The sequence below is a fragment of the Variovorax sp. GW823-FHT02B07 genome (genome assembly GCF_058797695.1).
Genome location: NZ_JBXAJX010000004.1, coordinates 33,901 through 47,566, shown reverse-complemented (window position 1 = coordinate 47,566; position 13,666 = coordinate 33,901). Strand labels below are relative to the sequence as shown.

General features: G+C 61.2%; 14 protein-coding genes. All 14 read right to left on the bottom strand.

Annotated features, from left to right (window positions below; genetic code table 11):
- Positions 1-5: 5 nt before the first annotated feature.
- The 14 genes from AC1RGU_RS21025 to rfbA all read right to left on the bottom strand — a co-directional run bounded on the left by AC1RGU_RS21025 (position 6) and on the right by rfbA (position 13,635).
- Positions 6-923, bottom strand: a complete 918-nt coding sequence (locus AC1RGU_RS21025) for a glycosyltransferase family 2 protein (protein ID WP_492698216.1) — start codon at positions 921-923, stop codon at positions 6-8.
- Complete coding sequence (locus AC1RGU_RS21020; protein ID WP_070060250.1) at positions 920-1,669, bottom strand: class I SAM-dependent methyltransferase; 750 nt, start codon at positions 1,667-1,669, stop codon at positions 920-922. Before AC1RGU_RS21020 ends, AC1RGU_RS21025 begins: the two co-directional genes overlap by 4 nt.
- Positions 1,666-2,109 carry a GNAT family N-acetyltransferase gene (locus tag AC1RGU_RS21015; protein ID WP_492740805.1) on the bottom strand — a complete coding sequence of 148 codons (444 nt, stop codon included), beginning with the start codon at positions 2,107-2,109 and terminating at the stop codon, positions 1,666-1,668. Before AC1RGU_RS21015 ends, AC1RGU_RS21020 begins: the two co-directional genes overlap by 4 nt.
- Before the next feature lie 32 nt (positions 2,110-2,141).
- On the bottom strand, positions 2,142-3,098 hold the full coding sequence (locus AC1RGU_RS21010) for a hypothetical protein (protein WP_492698220.1): 957 nt from the start codon (positions 3,096-3,098) through the stop codon (positions 2,142-2,144).
- A 10-nt stretch (positions 3,099-3,108) separates the two neighbouring features.
- A complete protein-coding gene (locus AC1RGU_RS21005) occupies positions 3,109-4,071 on the bottom strand; it encodes a glycoside hydrolase family protein (RefSeq protein WP_492698222.1) in 963 nt (320 codons plus the stop codon).
- 2 nt (positions 4,072-4,073) lie between these two features.
- Positions 4,074-4,775: a WbqC family protein gene (locus AC1RGU_RS21000; protein ID WP_492698224.1), complete on the bottom strand. Its 702-nt coding sequence runs from the start codon at positions 4,773-4,775 to the stop codon at positions 4,074-4,076.
- A gap of 28 nt (positions 4,776-4,803) precedes the next feature.
- A complete protein-coding gene (locus AC1RGU_RS20995) occupies positions 4,804-5,910 on the bottom strand; it encodes a DegT/DnrJ/EryC1/StrS family aminotransferase (RefSeq protein WP_095949497.1) in 1,107 nt (368 codons plus the stop codon).
- 21 nt (positions 5,911-5,931) lie between these two features.
- The gene (locus tag AC1RGU_RS20990) at positions 5,932-7,731 is read right to left on the bottom strand and encodes a glycosyltransferase family 61 protein (protein WP_492698226.1); all 1,800 of its coding nucleotides are present in this window, start codon (positions 7,729-7,731) and stop codon (positions 5,932-5,934) included.
- 140 nt (positions 7,732-7,871) lie between these two features.
- The gene (locus AC1RGU_RS20985) at positions 7,872-8,816 is read right to left on the bottom strand and encodes a glycosyltransferase family 2 protein (protein ID WP_492698228.1); all 945 of its coding nucleotides are present in this window, start codon (positions 8,814-8,816) and stop codon (positions 7,872-7,874) included.
- A gap of 13 nt (positions 8,817-8,829) precedes the next feature.
- The gene (locus AC1RGU_RS20980; protein ID WP_070060258.1) at positions 8,830-9,930 is read right to left on the bottom strand and encodes a DegT/DnrJ/EryC1/StrS family aminotransferase; all 1,101 of its coding nucleotides are present in this window, start codon (positions 9,928-9,930) and stop codon (positions 8,830-8,832) included.
- 1 nt (position 9,931) lies between these two features.
- Positions 9,932-10,372 carry a sugar 3,4-ketoisomerase gene (locus tag AC1RGU_RS20975; RefSeq protein WP_492698230.1) on the bottom strand — a complete coding sequence of 147 codons (441 nt, stop codon included), beginning with the start codon at positions 10,370-10,372 and terminating at the stop codon, positions 9,932-9,934.
- A 19-nt stretch (positions 10,373-10,391) separates the two neighbouring features.
- On the bottom strand, positions 10,392-12,020 hold the full coding sequence (locus AC1RGU_RS20970; protein WP_492698232.1) for a glycosyltransferase family 61 protein: 1,629 nt from the start codon (positions 12,018-12,020) through the stop codon (positions 10,392-10,394).
- Between the two features lie 182 nt (positions 12,021-12,202).
- Positions 12,203-12,751, bottom strand: a complete 549-nt coding sequence (gene rfbC / locus AC1RGU_RS20965) for a dTDP-4-dehydrorhamnose 3,5-epimerase (RefSeq protein ID WP_070060261.1) — start codon at positions 12,749-12,751, stop codon at positions 12,203-12,205.
- On the bottom strand, positions 12,748-13,635 hold the full coding sequence (gene rfbA / locus AC1RGU_RS20960; RefSeq protein ID WP_095949492.1) for a glucose-1-phosphate thymidylyltransferase RfbA: 888 nt from the start codon (positions 13,633-13,635) through the stop codon (positions 12,748-12,750). Before rfbA ends, rfbC begins: the two co-directional genes overlap by 4 nt.
- Between the last annotated feature and the right edge of the window lie 31 nt (positions 13,636-13,666).

Below are 13,666 nucleotides of genomic sequence, written 5' to 3'. Positions count from 1 at the left end.
GGGCTTCAGAAGCGGTCCCTGACGATATAGTTCGGCCGCTTTCGCACTTCTTCGTTGATGCGCCAGACGTACTCGCCGACCACGCCCAGCATCACCATGATGAGCCCGCCGATCAGCAAGACAGCGATCATGAGCGGCGCCCAGCCTTCGAACGGCGTGTGGCCCCGTGCCCATGCGACCACGATGCTGAGGCTGTAGAGCACGCCCAAGCCTGAAGTCAGCAGCCCCACCAATGAGATGAACCGGATGGGCAGGTACGACGCGTCCAGCATCGCATCCAGGAAGTTCTTCAGCTTCTTGCCGAAGTTGTACTGCGACTTGCCGATGGTGCGTTTCTGCCGCTCATAGGGGATCAAGCTGGTCCGATAGCCAGTCCACAGCAGATCACCTTGGAAGAACCGGTGGCGCACGTCGATGGCATTGAACTCGTCCATCACCTTGCGGTCCATCAGCACGAAGTCGAACCCCCCCGACGGCATCTGAGGAATGGCCATGCGCAGCATGCCGTAGGCCAGGTTCGAGTACGTCTTGGCCATCCAGGTGTCCGCGCGGTCCGTGCGGTGACAGATGACGATCTCGGACCCGGCAATCCATTTGTCGACCATCTCGGGGATCAGGTCCACCGGGTCTTGCAGGTCTGCCGAAATATTGATGACCGCGTCTCCCGTCGCTTCCTTGAAGCCCGCCAGCATCGCGGCCATCTGGCCGAAGTTGCGCGTGAAGGTCAGGCCCTTCACGTTCGGATCGCTCGCGCGGAGCTTGCGGATTTCTTCCAGCGAGCCATCGGTCGAACCATCGTCGATGAAGATCACCTCGTACTGGTGCGCCTGGAGGCGGTCTGCGAAAACGCCGGCGATCTTCTCGTGTGTCTTGGAGATCGCGCCCTCGTTCTGGTAGACCGCGACGACGAAGGAGACTTTCATTTTTTAGGCCCGCGCTCGCACATCAGGAAGATGCTCGAGCACAGGTCGGGATAGACCTGCCCGAGTTGGTAGCAGCCTTCCAAGTATTCCTTGGAAATGATGTCGGTCTTCAGCAAACGGTCCCACTGGAAGTTCGCCAGCGCCTTGAAGAAGATGCCGCTTCGGTGCACCACGCGCAGGCCGGCGGCGACAGCATCGCGCTCCAGCGTGTCCAGCGAATAGGTGCACAGGTGGCCGTGCTGCGCCTCGGCGGGCGTGACCGCCGCGTTGTGGGTGATCAGGCCCATCTTCACGGCAATCTGCCGCGAAGGCGCATTGGCATTCGGGCACACGAGGAAGAAGCGCCCATCCTCGCTCAACCACTCGTCGTTGATGCGCTTGAGCACCTTGACCGGATCGTCCAGGTGCTCAAGCACGTGCGTGAGCACGATGTTGTCGTAGCGGTGCGGCAGCGTCGCGTCCTCGAAGCGAGAGTGGATGAACTGCGCCTTGTCGCCCAGACGCTTCCTCGCCTCGTTGAGTGCCACTTCGGAGGCTTCGACGCAGGTCACGTCGTCGAAGCGCGCCACCAGGCGCCGGGTGAAATCGCCTTTGAAGCTGCCCAGCTCCAGCACCTTGCCAGGCCGGATGAACGGCTCGAACGACCGCAGCATGTACGGGTGCATGACGTCGAAGTCGAAGCCATACGCATACTGGTGGTCGGCGGTGTCCGCGATCTCTTTGTCGTAGTTGCGTTCTGTGCTCATTTTTTATCCCCGCCCGTCGCCGGGCGCTCCATGCAGATCAATTCGCCCGTTTTCGAAGCCGGGACGAAGCCCATGCGGGCGTACAGGCGGACCGCCGCCTCGCTGCGCTGATTGACTTCGAGCCGGTAGCGCCTCGCACGAGGAACATCCATGTGGTCGAAACAGCTCTGCAGCAATCGCTGCGCCAGGCCCGCGCCGCGGCACGAGGGCGCGACGCTGACGTTGGTCACGAAGACGTCGGGCCCCGCATTGTCGTACACCGCGACCAGCCCAACGAGGCCCAACGCGGCATCCCAGGCCTCGAAGCGGACCGCCTTGCTGGCAATTTTTTCAGCGTAGGCCGCAATATCCACGCGCCCGGCGAGCGGCGGCGCGAAGCTGTCGCTGCATTCCCGCAGATGCCGGGCGATCTCGTCAGCCGAGGCCCGGTCGACCGCCAACGCGAAACGCCCCCGCGGTGTCATGCCCTGTGTCACTCGAGCACGGCAAGCCCGAAGCCGTGGCGCCCGAACTCGTTGCCGTTGTAGAGCAGATAGACCTTGCCTTGGAAGGTGAAGGCATGTGGATAGCACTGCATGTCCGAGTCCCATTCCGCGTCCGGGATGTCCAGCTTCGGCGTATCGTCGTCGCGGGTCCAGTTCGAGAGGTCGTCCGACCAGGCATGGCCGATGCGGTAGCCCCGGCCCTTGGTCGCACGAAAGTCGAACGACTGGCGAAAGCAGAAGAACATGTGGAACCGGCTGCCGATGCGAACGACCGTCGGCAGCGCCTGGCTCTCGTCGGGCCCCAGGCTGTCGGAGACGATCTGCCTGGCCTCTTCCTTGGCCCAGTGGATCCGGTCGGTCGAGGTGGCGTGGCCGATCTTGTAGGTGCGGTCGGGCGCAGCGCCATCGGCGTACTGCTTCCAGCCGGTGCCGAAGATGTACCACATGTGAAACACGCCATCGACCGGGAGCACGAAGGCATCGCCCACGAGGCAGGGCTCGTGCAGCGATGCGCCCATGACGGGACCATGGCCGAGCTTGGTGAAGGTCAGGCCGTCGTCATGGCTCTCGGCCAGGCCGACCGCCGTATCGACCGACACCGACACCCGCCGGTTCCACCCGCAGGTGAATGCCGAGATCTTGCCGTCGTGGCGCACCACGTTGATCGGGAAGATGCCGTGCTCGTCGAAGCAGCCCAGTTCGCCCAGCGGGATGACCGGCTTGTCGGCCACGCGAAGGATGGTGCGCAGGTCCGGCCCGACGTCGACGAACGCGACGTGGCTCAGGAACTTGCCGTTCTTCGGATCGACGGCGCGAGTCGAAAAATAGATCCGGACGAAGTCGTCGAAGACCAGTGTCTGCGGCGACTGCGCGAACTGCACGCAGCCGTTGGGGAGCGTGTGCTGCGTCGGGTCGAATATCTTGCCCAGCCTCTTCCACTTCATTGCCATGTCCTCACTCCAGCTTTCCGTCGAGCACTGCGAGCCCGAAGCCCTCGCGGCCGACCTGGTTGCCCAGGTAGGCCATGTAGATCTGCCCGTCCACCTCGAAGACGTGCGGGTAGCTGATCATTTCTGAATCCCAGCCCGCCTCAGAGATGTCGATGCCCGCCTTGTCGTCGTCGCGCGTCCAATGCAGCAGATCGAGGCTGGAGGCATAGCCGATGCGGTAGCCGAAGGTCTTGCCTCGGTAGCCAGCGCTGTACCGGTAGCAGAAGAACATGTGGTATCTGCCATTGGCAAAGAACACATCAGGGCTGGCCTGTGCCTCGTCCTCCTCGATGCGGCTCTCGATGAGGTCCCGGTCTTCCTTGTGCCAGGTGACGCCGTCGTCGGACGTTGCCATGCGGATCTTGTAGACCGGCTCCGCGCGACCGTCGACCACCTTCCACTTGCGCCCGGCGATGTACCAGAGGTACCAGCGATCGTTGAAGCGACGGATCTTCGGACCGCTCATCACGAAAGGCTCGTTGGGCGAATACCCGATCACCGGCCCGAGGCCGAGCTTGGTGAAGGTGTTTCCGTTGTCGTGGCTGATGGCCCCGCCGATGGCCACGTTGAACGGAACCGACTCGCAGCGCGTCCACCCCGCGTAGTAGGCGCGAACGTCCGCGCCGTCGCGCGCCACCGAAACCGGGTAGATGCCAAACTCGTCGAACGCGCCCAACGGCCCGAGCGGCAGGATCGGAGTTGCGCTGACGTTCACCACCTTGAACAGGTCGCGGCGATCCAAGTCGAGAAAGGCCGAGTAGCTCACGTACTGCCCCTTGGCATCGGCCTTGGGTCGGCACGAGAAGTACACGCGCACGAAGTCGTCGAAGAGCAGGGTCGCGGGCGCTTGCGCGAACTCGTTGAGCCACTCGCGGCCATGTTGAGGGCCGGGGCTGAAGACCTTGCCCAGCTTTTTCCACTTGAACATATTCAGATCAATTCGAATTTCGGCAGCAACGAGTCTCTGATCTCGTCGGCGGGATTGAACATCATGACGTCGACCATCGACAGCCACGGCACAAACGAGTCCTTGCCGAACTGCTTGTACTCAATGGGCAGGGACCGGATGAACTGCAGCGCAATGCCCTCATGGGAAAAGCGCTCGCGCGAATAGAGTTCCAGGCCGCCGATGGTGTTGATATAGGTATCGGCATGGCAAGCCTCGCAGATGGCAAGCACACGGTCTTCGCCCTTCTGCGCATGATCGGCCGGCACGCCGGACGAGATCGCGATGGGTGTCGTGATGCCGAGGTACGTGCAGGTCTGGACGATCGAGCCGTGGATGTAGCGAAAGAGATTCGTCTCCTCGTTCATGACGAGCGAGCGCAGGAGCTCGATGCAGGGCTCGAAGTACGGCGCGGACCGGTACGCGCCGATGAACTGGTTCAGCAGCTTCTGCCGGTTGAAGTCAGCGGCCAGTTCGCGCTCGACGACGTCCAGCGCATCGGAGTCCTTCTTCAGCGGCAGCGAGAAGACGGCGTCCGCGCCACCCTGCAGCAGCCGGTTGCGGTTGATCCAGCCCTTCTTTGTGTACTTGATGTTGTCGTACACCACGAACAGGTCCACCGCCGCGATCAGCTGGAAGTAGCCGATGTACGGCAGAAAGTACGGTTGCATGATCCCGACCTTCATCGCGCCGCCCTCCGTTCTTTGCACGCGCTCACAGCGTCGCGATCAGATCGACGATGCGTTCGACTTGATCGAGGCCCAGGTCCGGATAGATCGGCAGGCAGAGGATGCGGTCCGCCGCGCGGCTCGCATTCGGCAGATGGTCGCGACTGGCCGTTGGGAGACCGCGGTACATCGGGAACTCGGAGATCAACGGATAGAAATAACGGCGCGGATGGACCTCGTGCGCCTTCAGTTGGGCGTAGAGCTCGTCACGCGACAGGCGGTACTCCGGTCCCACGAGGATCGGGAAGTACGCGAAGTTGGCCACCGATTCGCCGGCATCGGGAAGGCACACGATGCCCGGCACGCCGGCGAGCAAACGCCGGTAGGCGCCGTCGATGGCCCGGCGCAGATCCAGCGCGGTGTGCAGGTGCTTCAACTGCAGCAGGCCCAGCGCGGCATTGAACTCGCTCATCTTGCCATTGATGCCGGGCGCTACCACGGTGACTTCGCCCACATGGCCGAAGTTCTTGAGCTGGTCGATGCGGGTCTTGGTGGTCGCATCCTTGCAGACGATGGCGCCGCCCTCGAAGGTGTTGAAGACCTTGGTCGCGTGAAAGCTCAGCACCGACATGTCGCCGTGCCGCAGGATGCTGCCGCCCTCGTCCTGCACGCCGAAGGCATGCGCCGCGTCATAGATCACGCGCAGGTTGTAGGTGTCGGCAATCGTCTGGATGGCCTGGGTGTCGCAGGGATGGCCGTAGCAATGCACCGGCATGATCGCCGTCGTCTGCGGCGTGATGAGCGCCTCGATGCGCGCCGGATCGAGATTCAACGTGCGCGGATCGACGTCTGCGAAGACGGGCTTGATGCCGTTCCACAACAGCGAGTGCGAAGTGGCCACGAACGAATACGGCGTGGTGATGACCTCGCCCGTGATGCGCATCGATTGGAGCGCCGTGACCAGCGCGATCGTGCCGTTGGTGAAGAGCGCGATGTGCTCCACGCCCAGGTACTCGCACAGCGCCTTCTCCAACTGCTGGTGGAACGGCCCGCCATTGGTGAGGATCTTGTTGTCCCAGATCTGTTGCAGATAGGGCAGGAACTCGTCCAGCGGCGGCAGGTAGGGCTGGGTCACATACACGGGCTTGGTCATGGGCGTTTCTTCTTTTGAATTTCAGGAGCCCAGCATGGCGAGCACTTTCGTGCGCACCCTGTCCGCCGGGACGACATAGTCGGAATGCTTGAAGCTGGTGCTTTCGGTGGCTTCACCTTCCATGAACTCGGGCTTGAAGCCGAGATCAAGGATGGGGCCCAGCCAGCCCCCCCAGTTGAAGCTGTTCTGCTGGCCCAGGATCAATGCCTTCACATCGGTGGCCGCGAAGATGAGGCTGTTGAGCGCGGAACCGTTGGGCGCGACGATGAACTCGGCTTCGCCGAAGGTTCGCACCTGGCGCGCAAAGTCGTACTCCTCCAGGAAGATGGATTCGAAGCCCAGGTCCTGCAGCCGCTCGATAATTTCGGCTTCGTTGCGCAACAGCCGCCAGGCACTGTTCTTTCGCGACAGGAACAGCCTGCGTGAGCGCTGGGCGGGCAACGGATACCGCGCTGCCATCTTGTCCTTGATGTACTGCATCGACTCCGCAGACCATGACGCCTGGCGCTCCGGGGGGACCGTATGGTCGCGAAACAGCTCGACCGGAAAGAAAGTCGTCGTCGGCGCCACATGAAGGCGCCCAACGTTCAGCGCGTGCCCGGTCTCCAGGCGATACAGCGGGTTCCCGACCAGCGCGGCGATGAAGTCGAAATGAGATGCAGGCATTTCGGCATCAACGATGATCGGCAGGTTCGAGAAGCGCGGATGTTTCTCGAAATGGCGAAGCTTCGGGAGAAACTCGGCGAACCAGTGGCCATACGCATTGCTTGCGAGGCCGGACAACATGATCCCCTCGTCGAGATGCGCGGTAGTGCCAATGGGTGCCAACAGCAACGCATCCGGCCGCTGCGCCAGCACGGTCTTGTCGTACGCCAGGCTGACCTGGTTTCCATACAGCTCGTCTGCCAGCACATCGGACACCACGCAGTCATCACCCACATAGACCAGACTGGACGCACTGACGATCCGCGCATTGCGCAGTTCGGCGAGATAAGGCTGGCTTGCGAGCACCTGCTGTTCGTGCGGGTCGCTCGCATAGACCTCGGTCGGTGCGACGAGGCGTATCGAAGGCGGCGCTCCCAGGCTCTGGTAACCCTCCCGGTTTTCGAGCGCCCAGTCCTTCACGGACCGGATGCGCCTGAACGACGGTTTTTGCCCCTCGTCGGCCCCCTCATCCATTTGCTCGAGCATGCGCACCAAGTCGGCATCCCGGCGCCAGAAGAACAGGAACTTCAAGGCCAGTGGCAATGGCAGTTTGTCCTTGGCGTACAGCATGTCAAAGAGCCGGGAGAGCGCAGCGCCTTCTGGCCCGTCCCGGCGCGCCATGGCGATGTTCATCGCCGCCTCGAACGGCTCGGCCATCGAATCAGCGGCCAGTTCGCAGCAGGCCATGTACAAGGACAACGCTTCGTCGACGTGACCCATGGCGCCTTCGGTGCGCGCGAGCAGCAGGTTGGCGTAGTAGTCGCCGCCGTTCAAGGCAAAAGCGGCACGGAGGTACCCCAGTGCATCGGCATGCTGCTGCTGCTGGGCGTGGGCATATCCCAGGAAAAGCGACGCCACGAAATTCGATTCCGGCTCGTCGATCACCGCCCGACAGAGGCTGATGGCCTCATCGAATCGCCGTTCGGCGGCGAGTGCCATCCACTTGGCGTTCTCGGCGTAAATGTCGACCTTTCGCACGAGCTCTGAAGGCTCGACGGCCGGTACCACAGCATGGCTGTCCGAAGCGGCAAGGGCTGGCGTTGGGTCGAGAGGTTGATGCTCGCCCGCAGCCAGGGGGGATCGGCCCCTCAGCTTTCGAATGATTCTGGACAGCATGCGATGAGGTTGTTCCTGAGTTGGGGGGCCGGCAATTACGGGAGAAACCAGTCAAGCCCTGCGCGCGGCTTGAAGACCGCTTCGGCGCATCCGAGCCGATCATTCGTCCGCGGCTGTGACTTGTTCTTCCGCATCGCCCATCACAATGCATTCAGGGCAAATCGGGTGAGGTTGAACCCAAAACGCTCGGCCTTGGCCAGAAAGACGGGATCTTCAGCCAATTCGACAAGATACTCGGCCCCCATCATGCGCATTTCCTCGCGAGGGTGCGACAGAAGAAAGAGCGCCTTATCGAACGAGGTCAGCGGCGTGTCGAGGTTGTCGACTGGTTCGAAGAGACAGGGGAACGCACGTCGCAGCTCTGCCGGCGCCCCCGTATCCAGGAGCGATCTGAAAATCGGGATGGACTCTGCAGTCGACGCAAAGCTTGCGCGCGTTGACGAGAGGTTGGCCGAATGCCGGCGATAGCGAACGACACGCGGCCCTGCTTCTGCGAGCTTCAATCCGGAGGCCGCGGCGCGCAGCCAATAGTCGTAGTCCTGCAACTGGATGAGGCCGGGGCGGAACGTCCCGGTTTTCCGAACCGCCTCGCGACGCATGAACGCGGTAGGCGCGCACAGGAAATTGCCTTCCAGCAACAAGGTGCGCAGCAGCGGCTGCACAGGCCGTTCATCGAAGAACACCGGAAACGACTCGTCGGCCAAGGGTCCACCTTCGGCGTCGATAAGGAACGGCTTCGAGAACACAATGTCGTTCGACGTGGTCTGCAGGAGTTCCAGTTGGGTGCCGATGCGGTCCTCAACGCACACGTCGTCGCCCCCCAGAAGCGCAATGAACGCCCCATCGGCCGCCGCAAGTCCCTTGTTGATGGCCGACGAGGGACCGCCATTCCTTTGCTGCAGCAACACGATCCGGTTGCCGAACTCGGTGGCCAGCAGTTCGGCCCCGCCATCGGTCGAACCGTCATCCACGACGACCACCTGAAGATTCCGGTGGGTTTGCCTCAAGGCGCTGTCCACCGTTTCAACGACGAACTTCGCCTGGTTGAAGATGGGGATGACGACAGTGACCAGCGCCGAAGACATGCAACGGGCTCTGTCAGGAGAAGAACTTGCGGATGTGTCCGACCACGGCATCCACCTGCTCCGGCTTCATTTGCGGCCAGATGGGAAGCGACAAGGTCTCGTTCGCCGCGGCGGTCGCCAACGGCAGGCTGTCGGCCGGCAGGCCGAGCTCGGCGTAGGCGCCCTGCATGTGCGGTGCAATGGGGTAGTGCACGAGCGTCTGGACGCCCTGTGCCGTCAGGTAGGCCGACAGTTCGGCGCGGCGTCCCGTGCTGACCACGTACAGGTGGAACACGTGCGTGCTGTCCGCAGGCACGAACGGCGTGCGGAGGTCGCCCACACCTTCCAGCCCTTGCGAATACCTCGCGGCCAGCGCACGGCGCTGGTCGTTCCATGCGTCGAGGCGGCCCAGCTTCGCGCGCAGCAGTGCAGCCTGCAATTCGTCCAGGCGAGAGTTCACGCCCGCAACCTCGTGCACGTACTTCTGGCTGGAGCCGTAGTTGCGCAGCATGCGCAGGTTGGCCGCCAGTTCATCGTTGTCGGTCACCACGGCGCCCGCGTCGCCCATCGCGCCGAGATTCTTCGTCGGATAGAAGCTGAACGCAGCCGCATCGCCGAGCGAGCCTGCGCGCTTGCCGTTGTGGGTCGAACCGTGCGCCTGGGCCGCATCCTCCAGGACAAAAAGTCCGAGCGGTCGCGCAATCGCGTTGATGGCATCCATTGCAGCAGGCAGGCCATACAGATGCACCGGCATGATGGCCTTGGTCCTGCTCGTCAGCTTTTCCTTGATCCGGGCCGGGTCCATCAGGTAGGTCGCCGGATCGATTTCGACCGGAACCGGCGTGGCACCGACCATCGAAACCCCCAGCCACGAGGCGATGAATGTCTGCGAAGGAACGATGACCTCGTCACCCGCTTTAATGCCCTGCGCACGCAGGGTCAGCGCCAGCGCATCGAGTCCGTTGCCCACGCCGATGCAGTGCTTGACGCCGCAGTAGGCCGCAAACTCCTTTTCGAAGGCCGCGACCTCAGGGCCCATGATGACGTGGCCACTGTTCATGACCCTCGAAAAGGCCTGCTGAAAATCGTCTGCCAACTCGGCATGGCCAGCATGAATATCAAAAAATGGGGTCATGTTATTTACCTTTTCGTGCCACTGAAATGAAATCTTCGTAGTTTCTGATGTAGTCGGATTCTTCGTACCTCATCGAGGCAAGAACCAGACAGACGGCACCAGAAGAAAAATTGTTCAACTCTCGCCATACCAGGGACTTCATGAAAATCCCTTGGAATGGCCTGTTGCAGGTGACTGTTCTTCTTTCGTATCCGTTGTCGAGAACGACATCAAAACTACCCGCAACAGCAATGATCAATTGCTGCAATTGATGATGTGCATGTCCACCCCGAGATTCGCCCGCGGGAACGTCGTACAAATAATAAACCCGCCGAACATCAAAAGGAATGTGACGCCCTCCTTCGACGAACGTCAAATTTCCTCGCGGATCGGTCAATCGCTCCAGATCGAGTATTTCTACAGCATTGTCCAGCGAAAATTCAGGAGTTTTGGTTTCTTTCATCGGCAGTCCCTTTGCTCTTTTATTCCTTGTCGGAAATTGCAGCAATCACTGCATCTTCATCAACATGGTAGTCATCGTGTACGCTGTAAATGTCATCTCGCACGTATGCGCGCGGCCCTTGCACAATTTTTACCCTGACGCCAGAAACCCGACCGAGGAGCTCCCAAAAATAGAGCTGATGGCTGGGATGATCGGAAGCCAGAACGATCACTTTCGCTCCCGGTTTGCACCAGACCATGTTGGTCATCTGCGCCCCCGTCGGTCCCACAATCACTTCAGCGTCCTGGAAGGCCCGGATTTGCGCCTCGAGATCCAATTCATCGGTGTGCACCACCTCGAATCCAAGTTTCTCGACGCGGGTTTCTATTTCTCGCTGATTCAATAGCTTTCGATAGCTGCCATTGCGTGCTGCAAAAATCTTTCGCCCTCGCGAAAAATCTTTCGTCGCAAAAGCGCGTTGACATCTTTCCACGCCCGCACGAATTCGATTGACATCGAGTCCCGTCTGGCGAGCCATCTCACCGCCATGGTAGGCATCCACAACCGAAGTCATGTCAGAGGGATAGTACATCTGCTTCACGCGATACAAAGTCCCCGACTCCAGCAGGATGACCGGGCGTTGCTCAAGATTGGCCAGCTCAAGCAGCTTCGCGATGTTGGGGTGAAGGCCTTCTGTACAAAGAAAAGGCACATTCAAAGGCACATCAGCCTCTTCCGCCAGCAGCATTCTTGGAAGCGTTTCTGCAATGAAATGAAAGTAATTATTTTCATACTCATGCATGATGTGAAATCCGCACTCTATCCAGGCAGCCTGCCGAGCGTTCACCTCGATGTGCAGATGTCCAGATGCCGCTGAGCGCTTCGCCTTTCCATATTTGATGGCGGCGTCTTCTCTGCACAGGAAATGCGCATTTTCGTCATGCAGCACAAAATTCGTCGGACCGATCAGATAGCGGGTTCCGGCAATGGCGGTCGTGTCATTGACTTCGGCAACAAATCCGACCTTCGGATAATCCGGGGGGCCATCGAGGCCCTCGCAAAACCCGGGCGCAACGCGATGAAGAATCCGTCCCGCACCGCCAGCCTGAGATGCCACTGAAAACACCGAGTCAACCGGCAGATCGACGGAGCAAGGCCGCGCCGCATAGGACGGCGCCAACGCTCCCATGAATTCGGACAAGCCGGGAACAGAATCAAAATGCGCCAGCCGTGCCGGCAAACGCCCCTCCGCCGCACCGAATTTCAAATAGTGCAGCAACGGGCTCAATTGCGTGGCGGCGACATCGGGGTATTCATCCAGATACCACTGCGGATCGAACCTCACGCTGGGCGCGTCCCCTGCACGCTCTCCAATTTCGAGATAGTGGGCCAGCGGGTTCTTTTCCGCCGCACGCAATTCGGGATGGCGATCGAGATACCAGGTGGTATCGAACATGGGATTGGGATTTCCCCTCAGGAATCCCCCTCCCAGATAGTGCTCCCACGGGTTGGCGATCAGTGCACGGTCCGGCAGCCCCTTGAGGTACCAGGCTGCGTCGAAAAGCTCCACCAGCTGCGGCGTCTTGCGCGGCAGCCGCTTGCGAAGCGCCCCTTTTGCGGCGTCCAGCAAGCTCTCTTTCTTTTCCTTGATGGCAGGCGAACTTTTCACGGCTGCGCGGCCCTGATGTCGTCCGGACGACCGATGGCGATCCCCTTGCACAGGCACCCGTACGCGACCAGCCCGTTGAAGTCAGCAAGTTGTCTCATCTGGAATTGGAATATTTTTGAGATGGCCCGCGTGGGAAGGGCTCTGAAGAAAACGCCGCAAACCGGCTGCTGGTCGACTTGTGTTCAGCCGGGAATTTCGGCGCTCAGGAAGGTCGGCGCTGCCGCGTCCTTGGCGGACAGCTTCGGCGCGATGCCCGTGTCAGGCCACTCGATCGCCAACGTGGGGTCGTTCCACGCGATGCAGCGCTCGTGCGCCGGTGCGTAGTAGTCCGTCGTCTTGTACAGAAAATCAGCCGACTCGCTGAGCACCAGGAAGCCGTGCGCGAGACCCGGCGGAACCCACAACTGCCGATGGTTGTCTTCCGACAGTTCACTGCCCACCCATTGCCCGAAGGTCGGCGACGACCGACGGATGTCCACCGCCACGTCGAACACCGCCCCTCGAACCACGCGCACCAGTTTTCCCTGTGGTTGTTGCACCTGGTAATGGAGGCCTCGCAAGACCCCCTTGGTGGAGCGCGAGTGGTTGTCCTGAACGAAGTCGACGCGCTGGCCGACGGCTTCGTCGAAAGCCTTCTGATTGAAGCTCTCGAAGAAAAACCCGCGTGCGTCGCCGAACACCTTGGGTTCGATCAGCAACACGTCGGCGATGGCCGTCTGCGTGACCTTCATGAGCGCACACCTTCGGCCAGCAAATGGCTGAGGTACTTGCCGTAGCCATTCTTCTGCAACGGTGCTGCAAGCTTGGCCAGTTGCTCGTTGTCGATGAACCCATGGCGCCACGCGATCTCTTCGGGGCAAGCGATCTTGAGCCCCTGCCGATGCTCCAGCGTCGCGATGAACTGCCCGGCTTCCAGCAGACTTTCATGCGTACCGGTATCGAGCCAGGCGTAGCCGCGCTGCATGATCTGCACGTTGAGCCGGCCAAGGTCGAGGTACGCCTGATTGACGGCCGTGATCTCGAGCTCGCCTCGTGCACTCGGCTTCACCGCCTTGGCGATGTCGATGACCTGGTTGTCGTAGAAGTACAGGCCCGTCACGGCGTAGTTGCTCTTGGGCTTGAGCGGCTTTTCCTCGATGCTGCTGGCCTTGCCTTGTGCATCGAATGCGACCACGCCATACCGCTCCGGGTCATGCACGTGGTACGCGAACACAGTGGCTCCCGCGTCCTGCGCGTCGGCGCCGCCCAGCAGATGGGCAAAGTCATGCCCATAGAAGATGTTGTCCCCCAACACCAGCGCGCTCGGCGAGTTCCCCACGAACTTGTCGCCGATGATGAATGCCTGCGCCAGGCCATCGGGACTCGGCTGCACCGCGTACTGCAGGTTGATGCCCCATTGGCTGCCGTCACCCAGCAGCTGTTGGAAGCGCGGCGTGTCCTGCGGCGTGCTGATGATGAGGATGTCGCGCATGCCGCCGAGCATCAGGGTGCTCAGCGGGTAATAGATCATGGGCTTGTCGTACACCGGCAGCAGTTGCTTGCTCATGGCGAGCGTGGCCGGGTGCAGGCGGGTGCCGGAGCCACCGGCAAGGATGATGCCTTTGCGTTGCGTCATGGGAGTCTTCTTCTGTGAGGGGCAGGAAAAA

Bases quoted from the DNA above. Each gene is read 5' to 3' on its own strand.
- AC1RGU_RS21025 (WP_492698216.1), bottom strand. From the start codon at position 923: ATGAAAGTCTCCTTCGTCGTCGCGGTCTACCAGAACGAGGGCGCGATC.
- AC1RGU_RS21020 (WP_070060250.1), bottom strand. From the start codon at position 1,669: ATGAGCACAGAACGCAACTACGACAAAGAGATCGCGGACACCGCCGAC.
- AC1RGU_RS21010 (WP_492698220.1), bottom strand. From the start codon at position 3,098: ATGAAGTGGAAGAGGCTGGGCAAGATATTCGACCCGACGCAGCACACG.
- AC1RGU_RS21005 (WP_492698222.1), bottom strand. From the start codon at position 4,071: ATGTTCAAGTGGAAAAAGCTGGGCAAGGTCTTCAGCCCCGGCCCTCAA.
- AC1RGU_RS21000 (WP_492698224.1), bottom strand. From the start codon at position 4,775: ATGAAGGTCGGGATCATGCAACCGTACTTTCTGCCGTACATCGGCTAC.
- AC1RGU_RS20995 (WP_095949497.1), bottom strand. From the start codon at position 5,910: ATGACCAAGCCCGTGTATGTGACCCAGCCCTACCTGCCGCCGCTGGAC.
- AC1RGU_RS20990 (WP_492698226.1), bottom strand. From the start codon at position 7,731: ATGCTGTCCAGAATCATTCGAAAGCTGAGGGGCCGATCCCCCCTGGCT.
- AC1RGU_RS20985 (WP_492698228.1), bottom strand. From the start codon at position 8,816: ATGTCTTCGGCGCTGGTCACTGTCGTCATCCCCATCTTCAACCAGGCG.
- AC1RGU_RS20980 (WP_070060258.1), bottom strand. From the start codon at position 9,930: ATGACCCCATTTTTTGATATTCATGCTGGCCATGCCGAGTTGGCAGAC.
- AC1RGU_RS20975 (WP_492698230.1), bottom strand. From the start codon at position 10,372: ATGAAAGAAACCAAAACTCCTGAATTTTCGCTGGACAATGCTGTAGAA.
- rfbC (WP_070060261.1), bottom strand. From the start codon at position 12,751: ATGAAGGTCACGCAGACGGCCATCGCCGACGTGTTGCTGATCGAACCC.
- rfbA (WP_095949492.1), bottom strand. From the start codon at position 13,635: ATGACGCAACGCAAAGGCATCATCCTTGCCGGTGGCTCCGGCACCCGC.